The sequence below is a fragment of the Streptomyces sp. GbtcB6 genome, from assembly GCF_019091475.1.
GTDB lineage: Bacteria > Actinomycetota > Actinomycetes > Streptomycetales > Streptomycetaceae > Streptomyces > Streptomyces hyaluromycini.
In genome coordinates this window covers 60898-87075 of the sequence record NZ_JAGXJL010000034.1, presented here as the reverse complement: position 1 = coordinate 87075, position 26178 = coordinate 60898, and the positions used below count along the sequence as shown (strand labels likewise).

The 26178-nt window shown below is 71.0% G+C and carries 24 protein-coding genes and 2 pseudogenes; 15 read left to right on the top strand and 11 right to left on the bottom strand.

From position 1 onward, the window contains the following. Positions 1-226 precede the first annotated feature (226 nt). Positions 227-889: a YceI family protein gene (locus KVT45_RS39475; RefSeq protein WP_217554141.1), complete on the top strand. Its 663-nt coding sequence runs from the start codon at positions 227-229 to the stop codon at positions 887-889. Positions 890-1014: 125 nt separating this feature from the next. On the opposite strand, the pseudogene KVT45_RS58210 reads toward KVT45_RS39475, so the two are convergent. After that, positions 1015-1213 (bottom strand): annotated as a pseudogene (locus KVT45_RS58210) (hypothetical protein); the annotation flags it as partial. Positions 1214-1229: 16 nt separating this feature from the next. Here KVT45_RS58210 and KVT45_RS39470 point away from each other — a divergent pair. Next, positions 1230-1418 (top strand): hypothetical protein, encoded by a 189-nt coding sequence (locus tag KVT45_RS39470; RefSeq protein WP_217554140.1) that lies wholly within the window; start codon positions 1230-1232, stop codon positions 1416-1418. A 124-nt stretch (positions 1419-1542) separates the two neighbouring features. Then, positions 1543-2114 (top strand): annotated as a pseudogene (locus tag KVT45_RS39465) (transposase family protein); the annotation flags it as partial. 33 nt (positions 2115-2147) lie between these two features. Here KVT45_RS39465 and KVT45_RS39460 read toward each other — a convergent pair. Next, entirely contained in the window at positions 2148-3044 is an 897-nt protein-coding gene (locus KVT45_RS39460) for a hypothetical protein (RefSeq protein ID WP_308311005.1), read from the bottom strand. A gap of 972 nt (positions 3045-4016) precedes the next feature. Here KVT45_RS39460 and KVT45_RS39455 point away from each other — a divergent pair. The 8 genes from KVT45_RS39455 to KVT45_RS39420 all read left to right on the top strand — a co-directional run bounded on the left by KVT45_RS39455 (position 4017) and on the right by KVT45_RS39420 (position 11441). Further along, the gene (locus KVT45_RS39455) at positions 4017-4538 is read left to right on the top strand and encodes a hypothetical protein (protein WP_217554138.1); all 522 of its coding nucleotides are present in this window, start codon (positions 4017-4019) and stop codon (positions 4536-4538) included. A gap of 168 nt (positions 4539-4706) precedes the next feature. Then, a complete protein-coding gene (locus KVT45_RS39450) occupies positions 4707-5330 on the top strand; it encodes a class F sortase (RefSeq protein WP_217554137.1) in 624 nt (207 codons plus the stop codon). Positions 5331-5615: 285 nt separating this feature from the next. Further along, entirely contained in the window at positions 5616-5918 is a 303-nt protein-coding gene (locus KVT45_RS39445; protein ID WP_217554135.1) for a hypothetical protein, read from the top strand. Next, positions 5918-8539, top strand: coding sequence for a nitrite reductase large subunit NirB (nirB, locus tag KVT45_RS39440; RefSeq protein WP_217554133.1), 2622 nt, complete (start codon positions 5918-5920; stop codon positions 8537-8539). The genes KVT45_RS39445 and nirB overlap by 1 nt, the downstream gene beginning before the upstream one ends. Beyond that, positions 8536-8913, top strand: a complete 378-nt coding sequence (nirD, locus tag KVT45_RS39435; RefSeq protein ID WP_217554131.1) for a nitrite reductase small subunit NirD — start codon at positions 8536-8538, stop codon at positions 8911-8913. Before nirB ends, nirD begins: the two co-directional genes overlap by 4 nt. Before the next feature lie 29 nt (positions 8914-8942). Further along, positions 8943-9527 (top strand): TetR/AcrR family transcriptional regulator, encoded by a 585-nt coding sequence (locus KVT45_RS39430; RefSeq protein WP_217554129.1) that lies wholly within the window; start codon positions 8943-8945, stop codon positions 9525-9527. Between the two features lie 92 nt (positions 9528-9619). Further along, on the top strand, positions 9620-10393 hold the full coding sequence (locus KVT45_RS39425; RefSeq protein ID WP_217554128.1) for an SDR family NAD(P)-dependent oxidoreductase: 774 nt from the start codon (positions 9620-9622) through the stop codon (positions 10391-10393). Between the two features lie 115 nt (positions 10394-10508). After that, positions 10509-11441 carry an aminoglycoside phosphotransferase family protein gene (locus KVT45_RS39420; RefSeq protein WP_217554127.1) on the top strand — a complete coding sequence of 311 codons (933 nt, stop codon included), beginning with the start codon at positions 10509-10511 and terminating at the stop codon, positions 11439-11441. A gap of 54 nt (positions 11442-11495) precedes the next feature. Here the strand turns inward: KVT45_RS39420 and KVT45_RS39415 are convergent, their stop codons facing one another. The 5 genes from KVT45_RS39415 to KVT45_RS39395 all read right to left on the bottom strand — a co-directional run bounded on the left by KVT45_RS39415 (position 11496) and on the right by KVT45_RS39395 (position 14974). Further along, positions 11496-12065 carry a YciI family protein gene (locus KVT45_RS39415; protein ID WP_217554126.1) on the bottom strand — a complete coding sequence of 190 codons (570 nt, stop codon included), beginning with the start codon at positions 12063-12065 and terminating at the stop codon, positions 11496-11498. 144 nt (positions 12066-12209) lie between these two features. Then, a complete protein-coding gene (locus KVT45_RS39410) occupies positions 12210-13100 on the bottom strand; it encodes an FtsX-like permease family protein (protein ID WP_217554125.1) in 891 nt (296 codons plus the stop codon). Continuing rightward, entirely contained in the window at positions 13097-13777 is a 681-nt protein-coding gene (locus KVT45_RS39405; RefSeq protein WP_217554124.1) for an ABC transporter ATP-binding protein, read from the bottom strand. The genes KVT45_RS39410 and KVT45_RS39405 overlap by 4 nt, the downstream gene beginning before the upstream one ends. An 18-nt stretch (positions 13778-13795) precedes the next feature. Further along, the gene (locus KVT45_RS39400; protein WP_308311004.1) at positions 13796-14278 is read right to left on the bottom strand and encodes a hypothetical protein; all 483 of its coding nucleotides are present in this window, start codon (positions 14276-14278) and stop codon (positions 13796-13798) included. 129 nt (positions 14279-14407) lie between these two features. Then, positions 14408-14974, bottom strand: coding sequence for a TetR/AcrR family transcriptional regulator (locus KVT45_RS39395; protein WP_254648018.1), 567 nt, complete (start codon positions 14972-14974; stop codon positions 14408-14410). 108 nt (positions 14975-15082) lie between these two features. On the opposite strand from KVT45_RS39395, the gene KVT45_RS39390 reads away from it, so the two are divergent. Beyond that, positions 15083-15892, top strand: a complete 810-nt coding sequence (locus tag KVT45_RS39390; RefSeq protein ID WP_217554123.1) for an SDR family NAD(P)-dependent oxidoreductase — start codon at positions 15083-15085, stop codon at positions 15890-15892. A gap of 33 nt (positions 15893-15925) precedes the next feature. On the opposite strand, the gene KVT45_RS39385 is transcribed toward KVT45_RS39390, so the two are convergent. After that, positions 15926-17086, bottom strand: a complete 1161-nt coding sequence (locus tag KVT45_RS39385) for a lactate 2-monooxygenase (protein WP_217554122.1) — start codon at positions 17084-17086, stop codon at positions 15926-15928. A gap of 64 nt (positions 17087-17150) precedes the next feature. Here KVT45_RS39385 and KVT45_RS39380 point away from each other — a divergent pair, with 64 nt between their 5' ends. Both KVT45_RS39380 and KVT45_RS39375 read left to right on the top strand, forming a co-directional pair. Continuing rightward, positions 17151-18311, top strand: coding sequence for an Lrp/AsnC family transcriptional regulator (locus KVT45_RS39380; protein ID WP_308311003.1), 1161 nt, complete (start codon positions 17151-17153; stop codon positions 18309-18311). Between the two features lie 47 nt (positions 18312-18358). Further along, positions 18359-19126 carry a rhomboid family intramembrane serine protease gene (locus KVT45_RS39375; RefSeq protein ID WP_254648017.1) on the top strand — a complete coding sequence of 256 codons (768 nt, stop codon included), beginning with the start codon at positions 18359-18361 and terminating at the stop codon, positions 19124-19126. Positions 19127-19285: 159 nt separating this feature from the next. On the opposite strand, the gene KVT45_RS39370 is transcribed toward KVT45_RS39375, so the two are convergent. From KVT45_RS39370 to KVT45_RS39360, 3 genes are all read right to left on the bottom strand, one after another. After that, on the bottom strand, positions 19286-19672 hold the full coding sequence (locus KVT45_RS39370; protein ID WP_217554119.1) for a hypothetical protein: 387 nt from the start codon (positions 19670-19672) through the stop codon (positions 19286-19288). Positions 19673-20135: 463 nt separating this feature from the next. Then, positions 20136-22856 (bottom strand): pyruvate, phosphate dikinase, encoded by a 2721-nt coding sequence (gene ppdK, locus KVT45_RS39365; RefSeq protein ID WP_217554118.1) that lies wholly within the window; start codon positions 22854-22856, stop codon positions 20136-20138. A 420-nt stretch (positions 22857-23276) separates the two neighbouring features. Continuing rightward, on the bottom strand, positions 23277-24497 hold the full coding sequence (locus KVT45_RS39360) for an ROK family transcriptional regulator (protein ID WP_217554117.1): 1221 nt from the start codon (positions 24495-24497) through the stop codon (positions 23277-23279). 120 nt (positions 24498-24617) lie between these two features. Between KVT45_RS39360 and KVT45_RS39355 the strand changes: the two genes are divergently transcribed. Continuing rightward, the gene (locus tag KVT45_RS39355) at positions 24618-26120 is read left to right on the top strand and encodes a hypothetical protein (RefSeq protein WP_308311002.1); all 1503 of its coding nucleotides are present in this window, start codon (positions 24618-24620) and stop codon (positions 26118-26120) included. Positions 26121-26178: the final 58 nt, after the last annotated feature.

Below are 26178 nucleotides of genomic sequence, written 5' to 3'. Positions count from 1 at the left end.
GACAGCGGCCGCCCCGGTGAACGAACCGGGGCGGCCGTCACATACGCCCCAGACAACGGGGAATAGCGCAATTCAAGGAAACACGGAATCCGGGAATTCCGAGCACTTCCTGAGTGGATCCCATGGCGATGATGTGCAGCTTCGGTGACGGTATACGGAATTCCCGAACTCCTTTGTCCTGACCGCCACTTGCAGCAATTCCCCGAGTCGACTAACTAGATAAATCATGAACTTGTTCAGCCGCCCCCACACGTCCCGCCGTACCCCCACGATCCCCGCACGTCCGACGGGAGCGCCGGCCTCCCCCACCTCGGCCCCCGTCCTCCTCGACCCCGCCCTCGCCGCCCTCACCGGCGAGTGGGTCATCGACCCGGCCCACAGCAGGATCGGCTTCTCGGTCCGGCACGCGATGGTGACGACGGTCCGCGGGGCCTTCACCGAGTACAAGAGCCGCCTCTACTTCGACGGCCGCGACCCGTCCCGCTCCCAGGCGGAGATCATCCTGTCCACGGGCAGCGTCGACACGGGCGTGGAACAGCGGGACGCCCACCTGATCGGCCGCGACTTCCTGGACGCCGCGACCCACCCGCGCATGCGCTTCCAGAGCACGGCGGTACACCTCAAAGCCCCCGACGTCTACGTCATGACCGGCGACCTGACCATCAAGAGCACGACGCGTCCGGTGGACCTGGAACTCACCTACATAGGCAACGTCACGGACCCCTTCGGCTACCAGCGCGCCGGCTTCGACGGCACCACCACCATCAACCGCATGGACTGGGGGCTGGCGTACAACTCCCGCCTGGCGGAGGGCGGGGCGATGGTGAGCGAGACGGTGCGGCTGCAGTTCGACATCGCGGCGATCCGGACGGTGCCGGAAGGAGGCTGAGGCCACGGGCCGCCGCCCTGGAGCCGTTTCAAAGCGAGGGAATGAGCCTGACCACCGTCACGGTCAGGACGGATCCGGAGACGTAGTAGAGCACGATGACACCCAGCACCGTGGCCTCGCGGCGGTCACGCTCGCCTCTCGGCCTCGTCCGCCGCCAGGCGCCGAAGCAGCGCCTCCGCCTCCGGGTCGGGAACGGCTTCGAGCATCCAGTGCCGCATGGGCGTGGATGTCCTGCACACCGGCCTCGCTGATGGCCCGGTCGAACTCCTCGCGCCGCACCTCGGTGAGAGCCGTACGGATGCCGGGGACGCTGTTGGGAACCTCGGCCTACGATGCCCGGATGCAGCCACGCTTCACCTGCACCGCCCTGATCGCCGATGATGTTCCGGCCCTCGCCGCCTTCCATGCCGCGATTCTGGATGCAGATGTGGAAGGGGGCGCCCCCTTCGCCCGGGTGACGGTCCCCGGCGCCGTCCTGTCGTTCTTCTCCACCCAGGGAGCTTCTTCGAGCCGGCCACCGATCAGGTGACGGTTCCGGAGCGCAACGAGCGAGGCCCCCGAGCTGTTGATCGAGATGTCTGACGTCTCAACCACGCTGCTCGGGGGCCTCGTCGGTCATCTGTCCTGCCGCACTCGACCTGCCCGAGCGCTCGCGTGCGATGGTGGCACTGGTGTACCTGCGCGAGCACACGACCCTGGCGAAGATCGCTGCCGGGTACGGGATCAGCGAGTCCACCGCCCGTGCCTACACCAGCACGGTCATCCACCTGCTCGCCGAACGTGCGACCGGGTCGGAGACGGGCGGGCCGACCACTCCCACGAGCACCGTCGGCTCGGCGTGAACGTGCAGGTGGTCATCGATCCGGACGGCCTGCTGCTGTGGCTGTCACCCGCGTTGCCGGGCCGGACTCATGACCTGACTGCGGCCCGCACCCATCGGATCATCCGCATCTGCGAGCGCCAGGGCGTCCCCCTCCTGGCCGACCTCGCCTACCAGGGCGGCGGCCCCTGGGTGACCACGGGCATCAAACGCAGACCCCTGCAGGAACTCACCCTCACCGAGAAGACCCTCAACCGTGCCCTGGCCGCAGCACCGGCACCGGCACCGGTCGAACGCGGCGTCGCGCGCCTGAAAGCCTGGCGGATCTTCCGCAGATCCCGATGCAGCCCGAACCGCATGACGTCAATCGCCCAAGCCGTCCTCACCCTGGAGCGGCAACGCTGAAGAAGCTCACCGCAGCAAAGGATCTGGAAAACTTCACCAGGTGAGGTCGCTCTTGTAGAAGATGGTCGACCGGAACTGGACGGGATCATCGCTGTCGTACTTGCTGGAGAAGCCGAACGCGAGTTGGGGCCCGACCGAAGAGCGGTAGACCGCGATTCCCTGCGGCTCACGGCCGGGGAGCGTGGTGTCACCCGCGTGGGTCTGGAAGATCTCCTTGACCGACTTCCCGCTGTCGTTCATGTCGAGCGTGACCAGGTAGGACGGCTTGGCCGGGTCCGTGGTCTTCTTCGGAGGGCCTCCGTAGAGGAGATAGGCGTACTGGCCGTAGGCGGTCACGCCCTGGAAATCGTCGTCCGCGGTGAGGCCGATATCGCTGTTGCTCGGGAGTTCGCGGGCGGCGAGGCGGGGGAGCGGGGTGTCGTCGACGAAGCCCTTGCTGAGGACGCTGGGGAGGTCGAAGAGCGCGAGGCGCCATGGGGTGGTGGTCCCCATGTACCGGAGGAGAATCCGGTTGTTGTAGGGATCGATGGCCGGTCTCGGGCAGTCGACGAAATCGGAGAGGTGGATGATGAATTTCCTGACCGCCGAGTCCGCGTAGCTGAGGTCGCCCCCGTCGACGTATTTGAAACGGGCGATGGTGTGGCTGTTGGGCTTGCTGTCGGGGTCCTCGGGATGCAGATTTCTCCAGTCGCCCGGGACCCACATATACGGGGATCCGTACGTGTCCGGCTCGATGGCTATGTTCGAGCCGTGGTCGAACCCGTGGATCGCCATGGCGCCCAGGATCTGACCGGTCATGTCGGTCCTGGTCACCCAGAGATCCCCGTTCGCGCTGCCGACCTTCGTCTGCACATAGTAGATGTGGCCGAAGACGTGGTCGAAGGCAAAGGACTGCATCGCCCAGTAGGGCTGGTGGAGCGGGGCGTTCACAAAGAAGTTCCCGCCGCCCCCGCCGAGAACGAAGCGCTGCGACGTCCCCACGACAGCGGACGCCGGCTGAGCCGCGAACACGGAAAGGCCGCCGCTCACAGCGGCGGCCGCTATGCCTGTACCGGTTCGGAGGAGAGTGCGACGACTGACGGCGGATGCCCCGCTGTCCTCGGTTCTCTCGCGCAACTGCATCACCCTCTACTGATCATTCAGCTGATGTGGTGGTTCGTGATCACGCTAGCCCGCGGAACGATAGATGTCCACGAGGTGAACTCCCGTGTAGATGTGGGCACTTCATATATTGAAAGGCCATCGCTGGGGTCAATCCCCGAGCCCCGCAGGGCCGTTTGCGCGGCGGGGTGGGCTCGCGGGTCAGCCGCCGTTCGTGTTGCGACCGGCCGTCACCCATCCGCCGCCCTTTGGGCGCAGCACGGCCGGCACCACCTCCACGGCCCGCTCCCGCCACCGACGCCCGCGAGGTCCGCCGGGATCGCCCCCGTCGACGCGTTCACCGCTGCCGGCCCAGCCGGACCGCTCCGAAAATCGAGCCCGTCGCCCCGCCCGAGTGCTCACAGACCCGGAGGCCGTCGCCGGACACGACGATCTCGCCGACGAGCACACCCGGGCCGACATGACGGCGCAGGGGTGAGGGCGCGCCGGGAGGCGAGGTTCCGGTACCTGCCGGAGGTGGTCCTGGACGACCGCCCGCTGCGGCCGCCGCGGGCGCAGGGAGCCGCCCCGGCCGGGAGGTCACCCGTTCGTTCCCCCCGGGACCCGCCGTTCGTGTGTTCTTCATACCGGTACCTGTGCAACCCCCTTGACCTGCCCGTATTCCCCTTCAACGGGCCTCGCCGTCGTCCGCCGTGACACCCGTTCATCCCAAAACTGACGGTGCCTCAGAGAGCGGGGTCTGGCGGTTGGCTTTTACCTCGGTAGAGCAAGGGAGTGGACGACCTCGACCGAGGGAGCACCATGCGACGCACCGCCCGTCTGCTGACCGGGACCGCGCTGGCCGTGGCCACGGCCGGACTCGCCGTCGCGCCGGCATACGGCGGCGGCACCGGCAGCCTCGACGTGTACCCGTCGACCGCGGCGGCCGGCGGCCAGGTCACCGTGAACACGGCGGTGTGCGGCGAGAAGGGAACGGCGGTCGGGGACGCCACTTCGGTCGGCGCCGGCACGTTCACCCTTGCGCCCAGTACGCACGAGGGCGAGGCGATCGGGCAGTTCCAGGTGCCGCCGAGCGCACAACCGGGGACGTACGAGATCGTCGCGAAGTGCGCCGAGGGGAACCGGCAGGTGACCGGGGACCTGGTGGTGGCACTGACGCCGGCCGCGGGGCAGCTGCAGCCCCACGGCAGTGTGAAGACGGGGGTCGGTGGTGCCTTCGGCTCCGACCCCGTGCAGACCGCGGCGGGCGTGACGGCTCTGGCCGTCGCCACCGCGGGCGGTACCTGGCTCCTGCATCGCCGGGCGAGAGGCGATGTGATCTGACGGACACCCTCCGCTGTCCGTCCGCCGGTACCGCACATCCCACCCCCTCCGGGTCCGACGCCCCTCGCGGCCCGGAGGGGGTAGGGGGTCACGTTCGTTAGAGGCTCTCACCATCTCTGGCGCCCTACCCCCTCGTTAGAAGCTCTGACCTCTGGGAGAGGGGTTCACATGCGCAAGATCGGGGACACCGCGATAGCCGCCGTGACCGTCATAGCCCTCGGCTCCGGCGTGTGGCTGCTCGGCCCCGGCATCGGACCGCACACCGCGCCGCCCCAGCCGTCCGCCGCCGAGGGCCGCCCCGACCCCGGCGAGGAACGCCTCGAAGCCCCCGCGCTGCCGCCTTCCCCGCCCACTCGCATCCGCATCCCCGCCATCCACGTGAACGCCCCTCTCATGGGCCTGGCCCTCACCCCCGCCGGCAGCCTCGACGTCCCGCCCGCCGCGAAGAAGAACCTCGCCGGCTGGTACGAGGCCGGCACCACCCCCGGCGAGACCGGCACCGCGATCGTCGCCGGGCACGTCGACAACACCGAGGGCCCCGCCGTCTTCTACGACCTCGGCGCCCTCAAACGCGGCGCGACCATCGAGGTGGACCGGCAGGACAGGGGCGTCGCCGTGTTCAGCGTCGACGCGGTGGAGGTCTACCAGGCCCGCGACTTCCCCGACGAGAAGGTGTACGGAGCCGCGAAACGCCCCGAGCTCCGCGTCATCACCTGCGGCGGCGGCTACTCGCGCACGACCGGCTACCAGGGGAACGTCGTCGTCTTCGCGCACCTGACCGGAAGCCGCTGACCGGAAGCCACTCACCGCAAGCCGCTGGCCGCAAGCCCCCTCCCCCGCGTCTCCCCCACCTCACAGACCCCACCGTCCCTCCCCAGGGACCCCTCACACGCACCCCCCACCCCCGAAGAGGGCAGCGTTCCTCGTGGGAAACAGCGGTGATGCGGCCGGGTAACGTCGGCCCCGCACGCTCCTGGACATGACCTCGAATACGCGTGTGGTGGTGATGGGCGCCGGCCCCGCGGGCGCCCGTCCCGGCCGGCGGCCCGTCGGCCCGGTGACCGCGTCGGCACCCCCGTGACGCGCGAGACGCCCGGGGCAGCCGTCGGCGACGACGAGCACCGCACGTACGGCCGGGTGCCGCTCACCGAGGGGCCGACCGCCGAGGGGCCGCTCACCGCGGTGCCGACCGGCCGTCACCCCGCCGCCGAGGTGACCGCCCGCCCCACGCGCTCCGGCCGCGCGGACGGCAGCACGGCGATCGCATACGACACGCCGGACCACGTGCCCGCAGAGTACGGCCGCCCCCTGCGCCGCCCCCTGCTCTGCCCGCCGCTCCACCCCCCGCTCCACCTGCTCACCCACGACGGAGGCTCCTGATGACCACCACCCCCGGGGCCACCCCCACGATCGTGCTCGTCGGTCACGGCATGGTCGGCCAGCGCTTCCTCGAGGCACTCGCCGAGCGCGGCCTGACCGCCACGCACCGCGTGGTCGTGCTGTGCGAGGAGCCGCGCCCCGCGTACGACCGCGTCGCCCTCACCTCGTACTTCTCGGGCCGGACCCCGGACGAACTCTCCATGACCGACCTGGAGTTCATCGACACGCACGGCATCGAGCTGTACGTCGGCGACCCGGCGGAGACGGTCGACCGCGCGGCGAGGACGGTAACAGCCCGGTCCGGCAAGGTGTTCGCGTACGACACGCTCGTGCTGGCCACCGGCTCCTACCCGTTCGTGCCTCCGGTCCCCCACAAGGACGCGACCGGCTGCTTCGTCTACCGCACGATCGAGGACCTGCTCGCGATCGAGGAGTACGCGGGGTCGAGGGCGACCGTGGGCGCGGTGGTCGGCGGCGGACTGCTCGGGCTGGAGGCGGCCGGCGCGCTGAAGGGGCTCGGCCTCACCTCCCACATCGTGGAGTTCGCACCGAGGCTGATGCCGGTGCAGGTGGACGAGGGCGGCGGCGCGGCCCTGCTGCGCACCATCGAGGAGATGGGCCTGACGGTCCACACCGGCGTCGGCACGCAGGAGATCGTGGTCGACTCCGAGGGTGCCGTGACGGGCATGAAGCTGTCCGACGGTTCCGAACTCGCCACCGACATGGTGGTGTTCAGCGCCGGTGTACGGCCGCGGGACCAGCTCGCCCGCGACTGCGGTCTGACGGTCGGCGAGCGCGGTGGCATCACGGTCGACGAGCAGTGCCGTACCGTCTCCGACCCGCACGTGTTCGCGATCGGCGAGTGCGCGCTGGCGGCGGACGGCCGGGTGTACGGCTTGGTGGCGCCGGGCTACGAGCAGGCCGAGACGGCCGCGGCGACGATCGCCTCCGACGAGGCCGCCTTCACCGGCGCGGACCTGTCCACCAAGCTGAAGCTGCTCGGCGTGGACGTGGCCTCCTTCGGGGACGCGCACGGTACCAGCGGGGACTGCCTGGACGTCGTCTACTCCGACGCCCGTTCGGGCCTGTACAAGAAGCTGGTCATCGGCCGGGACGGCACCCTGCTCGGCGGCATCCTGGTCGGCGACGCGGACGCGTACGGCACGCTGAAGGCCTTCACCGGTTCGGTCCCGCCGGTCGCCCCCGAGTCGCTGGTGCTGCCGGCCGGCGCGAGCGGCGGCGCCCAGCTCGGCCCGTCCGCGCTCCCGGACGACGCGGTCATCTGCTCCTGCCACAACGTCAGCAAGGGCACGATCCGCGGCGCGGTGACCGAGCACTCCTGCACCACCGTGCCGGAGGTGAAGAAGTGCACCAAGGCCGGTACCGGCTGCGGCAGTTGCGTGAAGGTGCTCGGGCAGCTGGTCACGGCGGAGCTGGAGGCGTCCGGCGTCGAGGTCGACAAGGGCCTGTGCGGCTGCTTCGCGCAGACCCGTGAGGAGCTGTACGAGATCGTCCTCGCACTGCGCGTCAACACCTACCGGGACCTGCTCGACCGCTACGGCCGGGAGGGCGCCCGGGGCGGCGACGGCTGCGAGGTCTGCAAGCCGGCGGTGGCGTCGATCATCGCCTCCCTCGCCCCGACGATCGGCGCGAGCGGTTACGTCCTGGACGGCGAACAGGCGGCCCTTCAGGACAGCAACGACCACTTCCTCGCCAACCTCCAGAAGAACGGCTCGTATTCGGTCGTCCCGCGCATCCCCGGCGGTGAGATCACCCCGGAGGGTCTGATCACGATCGGCGAGATCGCCCGCGACTTCGGCCTCTACACGAAGATCACCGGCGGCCAGCGGATCGACATGTTCGGCGCGCGCGTCGAGCAACTCCCGCTGATCTGGACGCGGTTGGTGGACGCCGGCTTCGAGTCCGGGCACGCCTACGGAAAGTCCCTGCGGACCGTCAAGTCCTGCGTGGGGTCCACCTGGTGCCGTTACGGCGTCCAGGACTCGGTCCGGATGGCGATCGACCTGGAGCTGCGCTACCGGGGGCTCAGGTCCCCCCACAAGCTCAAGTCGGCGGTGTCGGGCTGCGCCCGCGAGTGCGCGGAGGCCCAGTCGAAGGACTTCGGCGTCATCGCCACCGCGGCCGGCTGGAACCTGTACGTCGGCGGCAACGGCGGCGCCACCCCGCGCCACGCGGACCTGCTCGCCCAGGACCTCTCCGACGCCGAACTGGTCCGTCTGATCGACCGTTTCCTGATGTTCTACATCCGTACGGCCGACCGCCTGGAGCGCACGTCGACCTGGCTGGAGCGGATCCCGGGCGGCCTGGACCACGTCCGTGACGTGGTGGTCGAGGACTCCCTCGGCATCTGCGAGGAACTGGAGTCCCTGATGGCGGCGCACGTCGCCAACTACGCCGACGAGTGGGCGTCGACCGTCGACGACCCGGAGAAGCTCGCCCGGTTCGTGTCCTTCGTCAACGCCCCGGACACCCCCGACCCGGTCGTCGGCTTCGTGCCCGAACGCGGCCAGACGAAGCCCGACCTGCCTCTGCTGTCCATCGGCATGCGCCGCCCCGCGGAAGACCCGGCAGACGTTCTGGAAGGAAGCGCCCAGCGATGACCCTGGCACCCGAGAACACCGGCCTGAAGGTCCAACTCCAGCTTGCGGAAAGCTGGTTCACGGTCTGCGACCTGAGCCTGCTCACCCCCGGCCGGGGCGTGGCCGCGCTCCTCCCGGACGGCGGCCAGGTCGCCGTCTTCCGCGACCGCGCCGACCGCCTCTACGCCATCGACAACCGCGACCCGTTCGGCGGCGCGGCGGTCCTCTCCCGCGGCCTGACCGGCACCCACCAGGGCCGTCCCTTCGTCGCCTCGCCTCTGCTGAAGCAGCGCTTCGACCTGGAGACCGGCGAGTGCCTGGACGACGAGACGGTACGGGTGACCGTGTACGAGGTGCGGACGGCCCCGGCGCACGACATGAGCCTGCTTGACTGAACGTTCCAGAAAAACCTAGGCTCTGCCCCATGGCCAGGACCAAGGAGTTCGACCCGGACGCCGCACTGCTGTCAGCCATGGAGCTGTTCTGGCGGCGCGGCTACGAGGCGACCTCCATGGCCGACCTGGTCGAGCACCTGGGCATCGGCCGGGCCAGTCTCTACGCGACCTTCGGCAGCAAGCACGACCTGTACCTGAAGGCGCTCGACCGCTACCGGCAGGACCGCCTCCCGCCCCTCCTCCGGGCCCTGACCCGGCCGGGCCCGGTCCTGCCGGCCGTACGCGCGCTGGTACGGCAGTACGCCGGCGAGTCCGCGGCCGACGACCTGCGCCTGCGTGGCTGCCTGGTCACGAACACGGCGGCGGAACTGGCCCCGCACGACCCGGCGGCGGCCCGCATCGTCGAGCGGGACTGGGACCGCGTGGAGACGGTCCTGCACACCGCCCTCGACCGGGCCCGGGCCCAGGGCGAACTGCCCGCCGACCGCGACCCCCTGGCCCTCGCCCGCACCCTGCTGGTCCTGCTCCAGGGCCTGCGGCTGGTGGGCAAGGCGTCGACGGACCCGGCCCGGGTCCGGGACGCGGCGGAGCAGGCGCTGCGACTGCTGGACTGACGGACGCTCCCTGCCACGGGGGGGCGTTCTTTTCATGCCTTGATACTGAACCGATCGTTCAAGAAAACGTTCAAGAAAAGGGGAGATCGCTCATGACTGCCACTGGGGAACGTTTCCGGGGTCGTACGGCGCTGGTCACCGGCGCCGGCAGCGGGATCGGCCGGGCCGTCGCCCTGGCGTTCGCGGCGGAGGGCGCGCGGGTGGTCGTGGCGGGCCGTCGGGAGGCGCCTCTGAAGGAGACGGTCGTGCTGATCGAGGAGCGGGGCGGCGAGGCGCTGGCGGTGCCGGCCGACGTGTCGCGGGCGGGGGACGCGGAGGCGCTGGTGGCGGCCGCCGTGCAGCACTTCGGCTCGCTGGACGTGGCGGTGAACAACGCGGGCGTCTTCCGGGGCGGCGCGCCGCTGGCCGACCTTCCGGAGGCCGACTGGCACGAGCAGCTGGCGGTCAACGTCACCGGCGTGCACCTGGCTCTGCAGGCGGAGATCCGCCGGATGCGCACCCAGCCGACGGGCGGCGCGATCGTCACCGTCTCCTCCAGCTTCGGCATCCACACCACCTCCCCCGGTGCCGCCGCATACTCGGCGACGAAGGCCGCGGTGACGGCCCTGAGCCGGGGCGCGGCGCTGGACCACGTCCGGGACGGTGTCCGTATCAACGTCGTCAGCCCCGGGGCGACGGCCACACCGATGTCCCTGCGCACGGGCGAGACGGAACGGGACCGCGACGAGCGGGTGCGGACCGACCTCCCCCTCGGCCGTGTCTCGTCGACGGAGGAGATCGCGGCGGCCGTGCTGTACCTGGCGTCCGACGCCGCGGCGTCGGTGGTGGGAACGGACCTGGTGGTGGACAGCGGCGGCTCGCTCTAGCCGTTCACGGCCGGGTTCCGTCCCGGCCGCGCGGGCCGAACCCGAGCTCCGCATGCGGCACTTCGGCGGCCGTCCGGTTCCGCCCTCGTGCCCGGTCGGCGCGTAGGGTGCCAGGATGATCGGCATTCCGGAGGCGCTGGTGCGGGGCACGATCGACCGGGAGGGTGACCGCGGAGCGAGATGGATCACCGAACTCCCGTCGATCGTCGAAGACTTGCTGCAACGCTGGGACTGCGTACCCGACGGCGAGGTGACACACGGCGGTGTCGGGGTGGTCGTCCCCGTCCGACAGCGGACCCACGCCCGCCCCTGCGTCGTCAAGGTGTCCTTCCCCCACCCCGGCAACGTCCACGAGCCGGACGCGTTCGAGGCGTGGGCGGGCCGTGGCGCGGTCCGCCTCCACCGGCGCGACGACGCCCGCTTCGCCCTCCTCCTGGAGCGGGCCCGCACATCGACGCTGGCGGCGCTGGAGTCCGACGACGAGACGGTGATGACGATCGCGGGCCGCCTGAACCACCGCCTGGCCGTCCCGGCACCGCCTGGCCTGCCCCGGCTCCGGGACCGCGCCGACGCATGGGCGGCGGAGCTGGGCGAGAACACCGCCGGCCTGTCCCACCCACTGCCGCCCCGCGCCGTGGACGCGGCCGTCGCCACGGCCCGCGAGCTGGGCCGGGCCCAGCCGGACACCCTCATCCACGGCGACCTGCACGCACGCAACATCCTGCGGGCGGACCGGGAGCCGTGGCTGGCGGTCGACCCGAAGGGCTACGCGGGAGACCCGGCGTACGACGCCGGCACACTCCTCAAGTCCCGCGCGCTGAACCTCATGCAGGTCGACGACCTCCCGCAGGTCGCCCGCCGCCTCCTGGACGTCTTCGCCGAAGCAGCCCAGCTCGACCGCGAACGTGTCCGCCGCTGGGCCCAGTTCCACGCCGTCCAGGCGGCGTTCTGGGGCCGCCGACACGGCTTCCGCATCGCACGCAACGGCCCCCGACGCGACCGCATCACGGAATTCGCCGACAGACTGGCGGAGTCACTGGTCGGGTAGGCACAGAGGGTACGACCGGCGGGCGCCCCCGGAGCACCCGCCCCGTCCCCCCTGTCACCGGCGCCCGCCGAACTCCCATTCCTGCACCTCGACGCCCGCGTACCGGACCGGATCCAGCACGCCCAGCGCCCGCTCCCGATCCGAGGCCCGGACCAGCGCCGCCGTGCCGAGCCAGGTGGCTCCGTCGTCGGACAGCAGCGGGCCGAAGGCGATCAGGTCGTCGTGGTCGATGCCGGGCGGCAGGCCGGGACCGGTGACGGCGCCGTCGGCGGCGGGCACCGGCCCCAGGCCCAGCACCAGGTACCGGTCGCCGCCGGTCCGGCCGCCGGGGAACTCCCACATGGTGCGGCCCAGCAGGTTGCGCCACCGCCGCAGCAGCACGTCGCGGTAGACCCCGGCCTGGTAGTTGGGCTCGTCGAAGGCGAACGCGCGGGCAGCGGCGGGGCCGGGGAGGTCGGCGATGTGCACACTCCCGGTCGGCACCTCACCGCCCACACCGAACGTCGGCCCCCGGGCGATCAACTCGGCCGCGTAGCCGTCCATGTAGGCCCAGTGGTCCTCCACCAGCTCCGCACGCAACGCCGCGGAGCCGGCACGGTCACGGTGGTAACAGAAGAACTCCATGACCAAGGAGCCTTCCGCAGGACGGCACACCCCTCAACACGGTTTCCGCGAGCCGCCGTACCGGAGCAGAGCCGGGACACCGAAAGGGGACGGCACCCCCACCACGGCTCCGCTCCTCTCCGTCCCTCCGTCAGTCCCGCCGGATCAACTCCGGGTCGATCCGCCGCCCGAGGAGCGGCAGCGCCCCCACCCGAGCGTGCCGTCGCCCGGGTACCAGGTGAATCCGGGGAGGCCGACCCGTGAGAAGAGCTGGTTCAGGATCCAGTACTCGCCCAGTCCGATGAGTGCACCCACGCCTGCCGCTGCCACGGTCTCGGCGGCGTTCACCCGCTGTACCTCCTTGGCGCTCATCCCCAGCAGACGGAGCGCGGCCAGTCGGCGGGCCCGCTCCGCAGCCGAGAGGCGGGCGCACACGGAGAGGAACACGGCGAGAGGCAGCAGAACGATGCCGACCATCGTGAAGCGCAGGATGTCGAGCGTCGACGGGTCCACCGTGGGGATCGGTGCCTCCCGCTTGCCGAACCGGGTGACCGGCAGGCCCCCGGAGAGCTCACCGCGGCTCATGCCCACGTAGGCGACGAGTTCTTCGGGACGTGCCAGCCCCCGGGGCCCGATCAGGCCCTTCTCCCGGCCTGGCAGGCGCTGGGCCAACCCGGGTTCGGTGCGCAGCAGTTCATGCAGCCGCGGAGACACGAAGACTTCTCCGCGATCCGGCATGTCCTTCAGCCCCGGCGGGGGCGCCACGGCTTCGGTGCCCCTGGCCAGGAAGATTCGGACCAGGGGCGTTGAGCCGTACGGGTCGGTGCGCTCCAGCCACAGGGGCAGCCCGCTCACACCGGTGGCGGATTGGCCTGGGGGGACGGGTTGGCGGGCCGCGACACGGCCGTCCTGTGCCGCGAGGATTCCGGGAATCGTGAGTACGACCGCGAGACAGCAGACCCCGATCGACCCGCCGAGTGTCATGAGCGCGAACCGCGCACGGTTGCCGCGCCCACTGCCGAAGAGCAGCCGCAGCCCCAGAAGGAGTTCGTTCACCGTGCCGGCCGCCCCTGCGGGGTGAGTACACCGTCGCCCATGGTGTACCTGGTGTCCGCCCGCGCCGCGACGTCCGCGTCGTGCGTGACGAGTACGACGGCAGCGCCCTGCGAGCGCGCCAGCGTGAGGAACTCTTGCAGTACGGCCTGCGCGTTGACGCTGTCGAGCGAGCCGGTCGGCTCGTCTGCGAAGACCACCGCCGGCCGGTGCACGAGGGCACGCGCGACGGCCACCCGCTGGCCCTGCCCGCCCGACACCTGGGAGGGGCGCCGTTCCCGCAGTTCCCGGAGCCCCAGTCGGCCGAGCACCTCCCCGGCGGCAGCCAGCGCCTGCGCCTTGCGCTGCCCGGCCAGCCGCAGGGGCAGCGCGGTGTTCTCCTCCACGGTGAGTTCCGGAAGGAGTTCGCCGTACTGGAAGACGAAACCGAACCGGTCGCGCCGCAGGGCGCTCAGCTCGGCGTCGCTCAGGCCGCCCAACGTGCGCCCCTCGAAACGGACTTCTCCGCTGCTGACCGGCAACACGTCGGCCAGGCAGTACAGCAGGGACGACTTCCCCGATCCGCTGGGGCCGCTGATGGCCGCGATCTCCCCGCGTCGGAGTGCGATGTTCGCCCCCCGCACAGCTCGCGACGAGCCGTAGGAGAGGTCGATTCCCTGGGCAGCAAGGACTTCGGACACTGTGAGATCCGCTCAGACCTAGCGCGGTTGGTAGTGCCGCGCGGAGGAGCAGTTGTCCGGCCGGAGTGTCCCCTTGTCGAGACAGACCCGGAAGTACGCGTCGTCCGTGTACCGCTGCGCACCGTCCCAGCTGGAATGGTGCAGATAGACCCGCTGGCGCTGCTTTCCGTAGCAGCGGTCCCAGTCGTGGCCTTCGACTCGGACCTGAACATATCCGTTGTGGTTGTCTTCAGGTTCGGTGTCGATCAGGTACCCGCTCCATTCGAACGAGCCATGGCTGCGCTCGGCTGGATTGAACCGGAAGAAGCCCTGCTCGAAAGCCGCGCCCCGGGTCTTCAGATCGGGCAGCCTGTGCCAGGACGAGGCGAACGCCGTTCCCGCTCCCGCGAGAAAGACCCCCGCCGCCACCACACCCGCCAGCGCCTTCTTCACACGCCACCCCTCCCATGACTCCGGCGGCCCCGCCGACACCGCAGTCGCAGAAAGTAGCGTGTCGATCACCTGACGAATCCTTCGCTCACCCAACCACCACCGCATCAGGTGACCCAGAACAAGACAGCGGCCGAAACGCGCCGAAACGTCCCGTGCGGATTCGGTCGGGTGTGGTGATGTGGTTCAGCGGTGCAGGCCCTACGGCCGCAGCGCGACCGCGACCGCCACGCCCAGCTTGGTCACGAACTCCGTGCGGTCAACGGCACGGTGTTTCCAGCCCTCGCCGGCCGCCTGCAGGACCTCGGCGATCTGGCGGGGCGTGACGTCGCCGGTCGGCGGCCGCCCGGAGTCGGTGATCGCCGCCGCGAGCGTGTCGAGGAAGGCGTCCCGGTAGTCGTCGTACATGTCGTGGAGCTGCGCGGTCCCGTGCTCCAGCAGTTCGTCGACGCCCTCGTTGAGGTGCGTGCCGACGTACCGGCCGAGGTTCGCGTCGAGTGCGGCCACCAGGCGTGCGCCGAGGTCCGCGCCGGGCGCGGCCAGTGCCGTACGGACGTCCGCCAGCGCCCGGTCCAGCTCCTGCCGCATGGTCTCGCGGAACAGCTCCTCCTTGCCGGAGAAGAGGAAGTACAGGCCGGGGCGGGAGATGTCGGCGGCCCGGGCCACCGCGTCCATCGACGTCTTGCGATAGCCGAACGTGGCGAAAACGGTGAGCGCCGCCGCGAGCACCTGCTCGCGGCGGTGGGTGTCCCCTCGGGTGACGGTCATAGGCACACCATACCGACTGGGCGTGCTATACATGTTTTGTCGATTCTGTTTAGCGGGGGGCCGCGGCACACGAGTGCACGAGAGCACGAGAACACGAGAGAGAGCATCATGAGCAAGACCGTTCTGATCACCGGCGCCTCCACCGGCATGGGAGAGGCACTCACCTTCGAGTACGCCGCACGCGGCTGGAACGTGGCGGCCACCATGCGTGACACCGCCAAGGCCAACCCGGCCTTCGCCGGCCTCGGCAACGTCCTGGTCACCCGCCTCGACGTCACCGACACCGCGAGCGTCGAGCAGGCCGTCAAGGCGACCGTCGACCGTTTCGGCGCCGTCGACGCCCTGGTCAACGCGGCCGGCTACGGCCAGGTCGGCGCCGTCGAGGAGATCAGCCCCGACCAGCTGCGCGACCAGCTGGAGACCAACGTGGTGGGCCTGGTCCAGGTGATCCAGGCCGTCCTCCCGCACATGCGGGAGCGCCGCTCGGGCCACATCCTCAACATCGGCTCCATGGGCGGCCACGTCAGCCTGCCCACGATGGCCGTGTACTGCGCCTCCAAGAGCGCCGTGCAGAACCTGACGGAGGGCCTGGCCCTGGAGCTCGCCCCGCTCGGTATCCACGTCACCCTGGTCGAACCGGCGGGCTTCGACACCGGCTTCGAGGGCAACGCGAAGCTCCCCGCCACCTCCATCCCGGACTACGCGCCCGCCTACGCCACCATGGCCGAGTTCTCCGAGCAGGCGGTGCGCGGCAACCTGGTGAAGTCCATGGCGGCCGTCGCCGACGTGACCGGCACCGACGCGCCCCCGCTGCACCTGGCGGTGGCCACCGCCGGCCTGGAGATGGTGCGCGGCCGCTTCGCCGAGCTGATGGACGAGTACGCCCGCTGGGAGCAGGTCACGGCCGGCACCGACTGACCGGCCGACCGACCGACAGCACGGCCGTTCCGGTCAGAGGACCCGCCGGAGCGCCTCCGGGGTGAGGTCGGCGAGCGTCGGGTAGCCGTCGACGGCCATGATCAGGTCGGCCTCGGCGAGCAGCGCCCGCAGGATGTGGACGAGGCCGGCCTCACCGCCGTGGGCGAGACCGTACGCGTAAGGACGGCCGACGCCCACGGCGGTGGCGCCCAGTGCGACCGCCTTGACGATGTCGGCTCCCGTCCGGACACCGGAGTCGAACAGGACGGGCAGGCCGTCGGCGGCCTCGACCACCTCCGGCAGCGCGTCGAGGGCGGGCAGGCCGCCGTTGGCCTGGCGGCCGCCGTGGTTGGAGCAGTAGACGCCGTCCACCCCGGCGTCCTTGGCACGGCGTACGTCCTCGGGGTGGCAGACGCCCTTGAGGATCAGCGGCAGGTCGGTGATCGACCGCAGCCAGGGCAGGTCGTTCCAGGTGAGCGGGTTGCCGAAGATCCCCGCCCAGAGCGCGACGGTGGCCTGCGGGTCGTCCTCCGGGTTCTTGCCGAGACGGGCGCGGAAGACGGGGTCGCTGGTGTAGTTGGCCAGGCAGTTCCCGCGCAGCTGCGGGAAGTTGCTGACGCTCAGGTCGCGCGGCCGCCAGCCGGTGATCCAGGTGTCCAGGGTGACCACGATCCCCTTGAACCCTGCCTTCTCGGCCCGGTGCACCAGGCTCTCGGCCAGCTCCCGGTCGGTGGGGGTGTAGAGCTGGAAGAACCCCGGGGTGGCGCCGAACTCGCCGGCCACCTGCTCCAGCGGATCCACGGTCAGCGTGGAGGCGACCATCGGTACGCCGGTACGGGCGGCGGCGCGGGCGACGGCGAGGTCACCGTGCCCGTCCTGCGCGCACAGCCCGATCACCCCGACCGGGGCCATGAACAGCGGCGAGGGCAGCCGCATCCCGAACAGGTCGACGGACAGATCCCGCTCCGTGGCCCCCACCAGCATGCGCGGCACCAGCCCCCAGCGCTCGAACGCGCCGACATTGGCCCGCTGCGTCCGCTCGTCGCCGGCGCCGCCCGCGACGTACGAGCGCACCGATGCGGGCATCGCGGCCTGGGCCAGCGGCTCCAGATCGTCGTACGTCATCGGGAACCGCGGCACCACGCCGCGCAGCCCGTCGAGGTAGATCTCGTTCTGGTAGTCGGCGAACGCCATGATCCGGCCCTTCCTCACGACTGCGCCCGCGGGGTGCGGGCCCCTCGAAGTACACAATGGGAGAGTGGCGCACGACGGCTCCGAAACGCAGGATTCCGGCTCTGAGAGCGGGAAGACGCAGGATGCTGCCGCCGTTCCGGCCGTACCGGCTCTGCTGAGCGAGGACGAGCTGGCGCTGGTCAACGCGCTGCAGCTCAGCCCGCGGGCCTCCTGGACCGAGCTCGGCCGCGCCCTGGGCGTCGACCCGGTCACGGTGGCCCGCCGCTTCCACCGCCTCTCCGCGCAGGGCACGGCCTGGGTCGGCTTCTCCCCCGGCCCGCGCCTGCTGGAGCAGATCTGCGTGGCGTACGTCGTGATCGACTGCGCTCCGGGAAGCACGGCCCGGGTCGCCGGGGCCCTGGGCGCCCACCCCCACATGGTGACGATCGAGCGGACGGCCTCGGGCCACGACATCCTCGCCACCGTCGCCACCCGCGACCTGCCGGCCCTGTCCCGCTACACCCTCGACCTGCTCCCCCACCTGCCGGGCATCACCGCCGTACGGTCCCGGATCGTCACCCACATGTTCACCGAGGGCGGCCGCTGGCGCATCGCCGCCCTGGCCCCGGCCCAACGCGCCCGGCTGACGGCCCCGCCCCCGGCCCGGACGACGGCCGCCGCCGCCCGGCGGACCGCCCAGCGGCAGCTCACCGCCTTCGACCGCGCCCTCGCCGTCCGCCTCGCCCACGACGGCCGGGCGCCCTACCAGACCCTGGCACGGGACCTCGACGTCAGCCTGTCCACCGCCAAACGCCGCGTCGAGGCCCTCACCCGCCACGGCCTCCTCCGCTTCCGCTGCGACTTCGCCCGCCCCCTCGGCGGCTGGCCGGTCGCCGTCACCTTCTGGGCCAGGGTGCCGCCCGCCGACCTCCCCGAGGTCGGCCAGTCCCTCATCCGCCTGCCCGAAACCCGCAACTGCGCCGCCATCAGCGGCCCCCAGAACCTCATCCTCCAGGCCAGCCTGCACTCGGTCAGCGACATCCTGCGCCTGGAGACCCACCTGGCGACGACCCACCCGACCCTCGACATCGCGGACCGGGTCGTCACCCTGCGCCAGGACAAACTCCTCGGCCGCCTGCTCGACGAGCACGGCCGCTCCGTCGGCGTCGTACCGGCGGACCTGTGGGCGGAACCGGCCCGGTGGCCGCGTGACAGCACCCCGGGTCCTCTCACCGGGCTGCCGTAGAGTGCGCCGTGGTGGGGACGCGACATCCGTTCGAGGGGGAGCCTGCCATGGATGCGCCGAAAAGGAACCGGACCGGCCTGGTACCGATGAGTCCCGAGCAGATGATCGCGGAGGCGCGGAAGGCGTTCTTCGTGATGTTCGGCCTGCTCGCGGTCGTCTGGCTCGTGCAACTGGCCAACTGGGCCGACCACTACGCCCTCGCACGGGACTACGCGGTGGTCTCCGGCGACGTCGGCACACTGCCCGACATCCTGGTCGCGCCGCTGCTGCACTGGAGCTGGGCGCACATCGAGAGCAACTCGGGCCCCCTGTTCGTCTTCGGGTTCCTCGCCGCCTACCGAGGGGTGGTGCGGTTCCTCGGACTGACCCTGCTGATCGCGCTGAGCAGCGGCCTGGTGGTCTGGTTCTTCGAGCACGGCAACGTCGCGACGGTCGGCGCCAGCGGCCTGATCTTCGGATACTTCGGCTACGTCGTCGTACGAGGACTCTTCGACCGGCACCTGATCGACACGCTGGTCGGGATCGTCATGGGCGCGTCCTTCGCCTACCTCCTCACCGTGGCCGTACCCGGCACACCGGGCGTGAGCTGGCTCGGCCACCTCGGCGGGCTGCTCGGGGGCCTGGCCGGAGCCTGGCTCTTCCGCGACCGCCGCGCACCACGACCGGCCACCGCCGCCATCACCCCCCGAACCCCGGCCGGCGACAACACCCCACAGCCCGGCCCCGGTTCCGGCTCCGGCTCCGGCTCCGGCCCGGGTTCCGATTCCGCACGCGCCGACCTGTACAAGGAACTCGGCGACCTGGGACTGCTCTGACGGGCCCGTCCTCACCGGCACGGCCGCGACGGCGAGCCCGGTGGCGGTACCCCCGCTCGCCTGGACACACCGTGCCGCGTCGGTGGCCGCGTGGACCAGCCGGCCGGACATGCGGGCCCCGATGCCTCCCGGCGCCGGGGCCCACGCAGCGCGCTGTTGTCAGCAGCTGGACGCCGTCTGGATCTCGATGCCGGTCACCGTGAAGGAAGAGGAGAAGTAGACCCCTTCGTTCGGCGCCAGGCAGGTGTAGTACGTGTCTCCGCCGTACAGGTACCGCAGGTAGGCCCGGTCGTCGTTGCGGGTGTTATACACGTAGTTGGCGCCCTTGCTCTTCGAGCCGAGGGTTTGGTAGTAGCTGGTGACGTCCTGATAGGCGGCGGTGGGCGAGCCCGCGTTCCAGTCGCTGTCGGTGAGGTAGAAGCAGACGCGGGGGTACACGCATCCGTTGTAGGTACTGGCGCTGGCGGGCGTGGCAGAGAAGACGGCCGCGCCGGCAGCCATGGCGAACGCCATGGCGAGAGTCCGCTTGAGGAACGGCATGCGCATGTCTCCCTCTTTCTGTTGAAGAGATGTCACGGTGGGGTGGGACAGGCAGTGGGCCGGAGGCCCGACTCGTCCCGTGCCCGCGGACACCGAGTTCGCCGATGGCTCCGCTCAGCGGCGTTCCGCGTGGCACACCAGACGGTGTGCCACGGACCTTGTGAAAACCTTGCGCCCCGGTGCTCCGGCCGAGCCGCACGGCTCCGTGCGGAGGCCGCCGTGCTGCTGCGCTGAACTGCGCCGGCAAACCTGCTCGGTTCCGCCACAGGGCGTGACGGGGCCCAGCCGCACCCGGAGGGCACGACGAGGGCACAGCGGCGTCACGCGGGTTCAACGGCAATGCACGGAGGGGCGGCACCCCCGCACAGGGTGCCGCCCCTCTTCTTGCGTGCCGGGGCCGCCGTCCATCGGTCTTGAGGGTCGGGGACGGACGGCGGACCCGGGGTTCGAAGGCAGCGCCTCAAGCGCCTCAGCGGTGGTCGCTGCCCGTCGACTGGGTCGCCGCCCGGCCCGCTTCCAGGCGGGCCACCGGGATGCGGAACGGGCTGCAGGAGACGTAGTCCAGGCCTACCTCGTGGAAGAAGTGGACCGACTCCGGGTCGCCGCCGTGTTCGCCGCAGACGCCCAGTTTCAGGTCGGGGCGGGTGGCGCGGCCGGCCTTCGCCGCTGCCGCCACCAGGGAGCCGACGCCGTCCCGGTCGATCGTCTCGAAGGGGGAGACCCCGAAGATGCCCTTCTCCAGGTAGGCCGTGAAGAAGGAGGCTTCGACGTCGTCGCGGCTGAAGCCCCAGACCGTCTGGGTCAGGTCGTTCGTGCCGAAGGAGAAGAACTCCGCCGCTTCGGCGATCTGGCCGGCCGTCAGGGCCGCCCGCGGGAGCTCGATCATCGTGCCGATCGAGAGTTTGAGGCTGGTGCCCGTCGCCGCTTCCACCTCGGCGATGACCTGGTCGGCCTCCTCGCGGACGATCTCCAGCTCCTGGACCGTGCCGACCAGCGGGATCATGATCTCCGCACGGGGGTCGCCCTTCGCGTTCTTGCGTTCCGCGGCGGCCTCGGCGATGGCGCGGACCTGCATCGTGAACAGGCCGGGGATGACCAGGCCCAGGCGTACGCCGCGCAGGCCCAGCATCGGGTTCTGCTCGTGCAGGCGGTGGACGGCCTGGAGGAGGCGGAGTTCGTTCTCGTGGGGTTCCTGGCGGGACTCGGCGAGGGCCACGCGGACGGAGAGTTCCGTGATGTCCGGGAGGAACTCGTGGAGCGGGGGGTCTAGGAGGCGGACCGTGACCGGGAGGCCGTCCATCGCCGAGAGGAGTTCGACGAAGTCCTTCTTCTGGAGGGGGAGGAGGGCCCGCAAGGACTCCTCTCGGTCTTCCTCCGTGTCGGCCAGGATCAGGCGTTCCACCAGTTCGCGGCGGTCGCCGAGGAACATGTGCTCGGTGCGGCACAGGCCGATGCCCTGGGCGCCGAAGCGGCGGGCGCGCAGGGCGTCCTCGGCGTTGTCGGCGTTGGCGCGCACCCGCAGGCGGCGCTTGCGGTCCGCGAACGCCATGATGCGGTGGACCGCCTCGACCAGTTCGCCGGCGTCCTGGGCGCCCGCGTGCATGCGGCCCTCGAAGTACTCGACGACCGGGGAGGGTACGACGGGTACCTCGCCCAGGTAGACCTTGCCCGACGAGCCGTCGATGGAGATGACGTCGCCCTCCTCGACCACGTGGCCGCCGGGGACCGTCATGCGGCGGCGCTTCGTGTCGACCTCGAGCTCCTCCGCGCCGCACACGCACGTCTTGCCCATGCCGCGGGCGACGACGGCCGCGTGGGAGGTCTTGCCGCCCCGGGAGGTCAGGATGCCCTCGGCGGCGATCATGCCGTCCAGGTCGTCCGGGTTCGTCTCGCGGCGGACCAGGATGACCTTCTCGCCGGAGCGGGACCACTTGACGGCCGTGTACGAGTCGAAGACCGCCTTGCCCACCGCCGCGCCGGGCGAGGCCGCGATGCCGCGGCCGACCTGCTGGGCCTTCGCCTGCTCGTCGAAGCGGGGGAACATCAGCTGGGCGAGCTGGGCGCCGGTGACGCGCTGGAGGGCCTCGGTCTCGTCGATCAGGCCCTGGTCGACCAGCTGGGTCGCGATACGGAAGGCCGCGCCCGCCGTGCGCTTGCCGACGCGGGTCTGGAGCATCCACAGCTGGCCGCGCTCGATCGTGAACTCGATGTCGCAGAGGTCCTTGTAGTGGTTCTCCAGCGTCTCCATGATCTGCATCAGCTGGTCGTACGACTTCTTGTCGATGTTCTCCAGCTCCGCCAGCGGGACCGTGTTGCGGATGCCCGCGACCACGTCCTCGCCCTGGGCGTTCTGGAGGTAGTCGCCGTAGACGCCCTGGTGACCGGAGGCGGGGTCGCGGGTGAAGGCGACGCCGGTGCCGGAGTCGGGGCCGAGGTTGCCGAAGACCATCGAGCAGACGTTGACCGCGGTGCCGAGGTCGCCGGGGATGCGCTCCTGGCGGCGGTAGAGCTTGGCGCGGTCGGTGTTCCAGGACTCGAAGACCGCCTTGATGGCGAGGTCCATCTGCTCGCGCGGGTCCTGCGGGAAGTCCCGGCCGGCCTCGGTCTTGACGATCTTCTTGAACCTGGTGACCAGCTTCTTGAGGTCGGCGGCCTCCAGGTCGGTGTCGACGGTGACCTTCTTGGCCTCCTTCGCCGCGTCCAGCGCCTCCTCGAAGAGCTCGCCGTCCACGCCGAGGACCGTCTTGCCGAACATCTGGATGAGGCGGCGGTAGGAGTCCCAGGCGAAGCGGTCGTCGCCGGCCTGCTTGGCGAGGCCCTGCACCGACTTGTCGGAGAGGCCGATGTTCAGGACCGTGTCCATCATGCCGGGCATGGAGAACTTGGCGCCGGAGCGGACCGAGACCAGGAGCGGGTCGTCGGCCTGGCCGAGCTTCTTGCCCATCCGCTGCTCCAGCGCGTCGAGGTGCGCACTCACCTCGTCACGCAGTGCCACCGGTTCCTCGCCGCTGTCGAGGTAGACCTTGCAGGCTTCCGTCGTGATGGTGAAGCCCGGGGGAACGGGGAGACCCAGGTTGGTCATCTCGGCGAGGTTCGCGCCCTTGCCACCCAGGAGGTCCTTGAGGTCCTTGTTTCCCTCGGTGAAGTCGTAAACGAACTTCACCTCGTGGGGATCTTTGTTTTCCGACACGGGTCTCGACTCCCTCGAGGACTCGGTGGCTGCCCTGACGGCCAGGAACATACCCAGATCGAAGGCGCCTGGGTACGTCTACTTGCGTGTCATGCGCCCGTAACCAGTCGTCCGCCACCGGATCGAAAGTCAAAGCTTGGCAAGCGAAGACCGGCCAGTGTTTTCACTTCTTGAACGCAAGACCGCTCAACACCACACCTTTCCGCTCAGGTGAGCAGACATCATGCACGTCTGATTTCGATCGATGAACGATCAAGGGGTGGCACCCAGTGCCACCCCTTGGAGAAGTGCAGTCGCCCATGATCCGCTCATCTGAGCGCAACCCTTATCAAGGGTGGCGAGAATCACGCTGCCACAGACCGCCGGAGTTCACCATGCGGACACGGCCGCGGACACCAGAACCCGCTGGAAACGCGCCGGTCACACGCCCAGCGCCAGCAACCGCTCCTCCGCCCGCTCCGGCGCGTACAGGTGCTCCACGACCAGCGCGCCGGCCCCGATCAGCCCGGCCCGCTCCCCCAGTCGTGACGTCACGACGTCCAGATGAGCGGTGGAGCGGGGCAGCGCCCGCTGGTAGAGCAGTTCGCGGACGCCGGTGAGGAACGGGGTGCCCGCCAGGTCGCCCGCGATCATCAGGACGCCCGGGTTGAGCAGGGTCACGACCGTCGCCAGCACGTCGCCGACCAGCCGGCCGGCCTCCCGCGCCAGGGCGGCCGCCTCCGGGTGGCCCGAGGCGAGCAGGTCGCGCACGTCCGACCCCGACGCCGCCGGCACCCCGGCCTCCGCCAGCCGCCGGGCCACGGCGCCGCCGCTCGCGACGGCGGCGAGGCAGCCGTACGAACCGCACCGGCACTGCGCCTCCGCGCCCACCCGTATGTGGCCGATGTCCCCGGCACCGCCGTCGATGCCCCGGTAGATGGAGCCGTCCACCACGACCCCGGCGCCGATACCCGTCGAGACCTTGACCAGGACGAACGCCGAGCAGTCCGGGTATCCCGTGCGCTGCTCGCCGTACGCCAGCAGGTTCGCGTCGTTGTCCACCAGGACCGGGACGGCCGGCCCGCCCGTGTGCTCGGTGAACGCCCTGGCCAGCCGGCCCCTTATGTCGTAGCCGTCCCAGCCCGGCATGATCGGCGGCTGGACCACCCGGCCGGTGTCCATGTCGACCGGGCCCGGCACCGCGAGGCCGATCCCGCACACCTCCGTCGCGCGGTGGCCCGCCTTCTCCAGCAACTCGGCGAACCAGCGGCCGAGTTCGGCCAGCACGGCGTCCGGGCCGTCCTGGATGACCAGCGTGCCCGAGTGCTCGGCGAGGAGCTCGCCGGTGAGCGAGAGCACGGCGGCGCGGGCGTGGCGGGTCTCCAGGTCGGCGGCGAGGACGACCGCGTGGGAGTCGTCGAACTCGAGGGTGATGGAGGGGCGTCCGCCCAGCGGGGAGTCGACCGGGCCGCCGGCGCCCTCGCGCAGCCAGCCCGCGCGGAACAGGCGGTCCAGGCGGTGGCCGACGGTCGCGCGGGAGAGTCCGGTGGCCTGCTGGAGTGCTCCGCGCGTCACGGCCCGTCCGTTGCGCACCAGTTCGAGCAGATCGCCGGCGCTCGCCTGCCCGCCGCCCTTGCCGGTCCTCCCGGGACGTCCGGTCATGCGCACCCCCTTGTGTTTCTCAAGCTTGCATTACATATTGAGTTTTGCGTGTTAAATAGACGTAACCCTACGGTAGCCACTGCCAAACCCGGCCGGCCGGACGTCTTCGGGGAGTCCCGAGTGGATCGCACTGCCCAGCTCACCACCCATGCGCTCGATCGCGGTATTGCATACGATCCGCCGTCCGCTCGCGCCACCGGCTCCGGCCCCGCCGCCGCCACGGGCGCGGCCGGAGGAAGGTCCCTGCACGTCAGAGCCGCACGGGTGCTCGAAGACAACTGGACCGGCAGCTCCACCGTGCCCTCCCGGGGCCTGTATCCGCACCAGTGGTCGTGGGACTCGGCATTCATCGCGATCGGCCTCAGGCACCTCTCGCCCCTGCGGGCGCAGACGGAGCTGGAGACCCTGCTGGCCGCCCAGTGGGGCGACGGGCGGATCCCGCACATCGTGTTCAACCCCTCCGTGCCCCTCGACGCGTACTTCCCGAGCCCCGACTTCTGGCGCTCCTCGACCGCGGGGCGCGCTGCGGGCGCCCCGCGCACCGTACAGACCTCCGGGATCGTGCAGCCACCGGTGCATGCGCTGGCGGCCTGGCTGGTGCACCTCGCCGACCCGGGGCTGTCGCGGGCGCGCGGCTTCCTGGCCGGTGTCTACCCGCGGCTCGCCGCCTGGCACCGCTATCTGCTGCACCGGCGCGACCTTGGCGGCGGCGGTCTGGCGTCCGTCGTCCACCCCTGGGAGCAGGGCATGGACAACAGCCCCTGCTGGGACGCCCCCCTGGCCCGGGTCACCCCGGCCCCGGCGCGTTCCTTCCGCCGGGCCGACCTGGACCACGGCGCCGCCGAGGACCGGCCGACGGACCTGGACTACGGGCGGTACGTGCGGCTGGCAGCCGACTACCGGGACGCCGGATACACCGACCGGACCAGGGACTTCGCCGTCGAGGACCCTTCCTTCAACGCGCTGCTCATCGCCTCCGAGCACGCCCTCGCCCGGATCGCGGAAGAGCTGGGCGCGACCGGCACCGCCCGGCACACCCGGGCGGAGCGGCTCACGGCGGCGCTGGTGGACCGGCTGTGGGACCCGGAGAGGGAGATCTTCCTCTGCCGGGACCTGCGGGGCGGCGCGGACGGCCAGGGCGGCGCGGGCGGCGCGGGCGGCGCGCTGATCCCCGAGCGCGGGGTCTCCGGGCTGGTCCCGCTGCTCCTGCCCGAGCTGCCGCGGGAGATCACGGCCGCGCTCGTCCGCACGCTGGACGGCCCGCACTTCGGCACCGGCACCCGCCTGGTGCCCAGTTACGACCTGCTCGGCGAGGCCTTCGACCCGCACCGCTACTGGCGCGGGCCCGCCTGGTTCAACACCGGCTGGCTGCTGGAGCGGGGGCTGCGCGAGCACGGCGAGCGGGAGCGGGCCGACGCGCTCGCCGAGGCGGTCGTACGGACGGCCGACGCGAGCGATTTCGCCGAGTACGTCGACCCGTTCACCGGGGCGGCGTGCGGCGCGACCGGGTTCGGCTGGACCGCGGCGCTCGCGCTGGACCTGCACCACCAGCGGAACGCCGCAGCGCACGGCGCACTGCGCGAAGAGCTACACAACGAACGTCAAAATCTGGACAAGAGCTGACAAAACCAGGTGTCTTCGGTGGACACCTCACGTTCGACCCGATGGACAAAGGAGGGGA